The 929-nt window shown below is 47.0% G+C and carries 1 protein-coding gene; it reads left to right on the top strand.

Going from position 1 to position 929, the window contains the following annotated elements; genetic code table 11:
* The coding region (locus E5342_RS19065) for a DegT/DnrJ/EryC1/StrS family aminotransferase (RefSeq protein ID WP_135960086.1) at positions 1-929 on the top strand (929 nt) is incomplete at both ends.

Raw genomic sequence — 929 nt, 5'->3', positions numbered from 1 at the left:
GAGGCTCTTCGTTCCGGTTGGATCACCACGGGGCCTAAAACAAAAGAATTTGAGAGATTAATTGCCATGTGCTGTCAGACGGAGCAAGCTGTATGCTTGAATTCGGCTACGGCTTGTATGGAGTTGATATTGCGTGTTTTGGGTGTTGGGCCAGGAGACGAGGTGATTACTTCCGCTTATACGTATACCGCTACCGCAAGCGTAACTTGTCATGTGGGGGCAAAGGTTGTCATGGTAGATACCGCTCCTGATTCGTTTGAGATGGATTATGATAAGTTGGCAGATGCGATCACGGAGAGGACAAAGGTGGTTCTGCCTGTTGATCTTGCCGGTGTGGTTTGTGATTATGATAAGATATTCGCTGCCGTAGAGAGCAAGAAACATTTGTTTTCGCCAGCGAACGATATCCAGAAGGCGTACGGTCGGGTTATCGTACTTGCGGATGCCGCTCATGCTTTTGGTGCCAAATGGCATGGAAAGATGTGTGGTGAGATCGCTGATTTTACTTCGTTTTCCTTCCATGCCGTGAAAAACCTTACGACAGCAGAGGGAGGTGCGTTGACTTGGAGAAATCATGATGGGGTTGACAACGAGTCTCTTTATAAACAGTTTCAATTGCTTTCCCTTCATGGGCAGAACAAGGACGCGCTTGCTAAAACGAGGTTGGGGGCATGGGAGTATGATATTGTCGCTCCGTATTATAAGTGTAATATGACGGATGTGATGGCGGGTATTGGTCTAGCGCAGTTGAAGCGTTATCCGGAAATGCTGTATCGTCGTCGTCAGATTATTGAGAGGTATAATGAAGGACTGAAGGGGTGCGATGTGCAGGTCTTGGATCATTTTGGTGATGACCATTCTTCGAGTGGGCATTTGTATCTTGTACGTTTGCTTGGTGAGGATGTGGAATATCGAAATGCTGTGATAGA

The sequence above is a fragment of the Parabacteroides distasonis genome, from assembly GCF_004793765.1.
Lineage (GTDB): Bacteria > Bacteroidota > Bacteroidia > Bacteroidales > Tannerellaceae > Parabacteroides > Parabacteroides distasonis_A.
The sequence above is the reverse complement of the archived record's forward strand: the minus strand, read 5'-3'. Positions and strand labels throughout refer to the sequence as shown.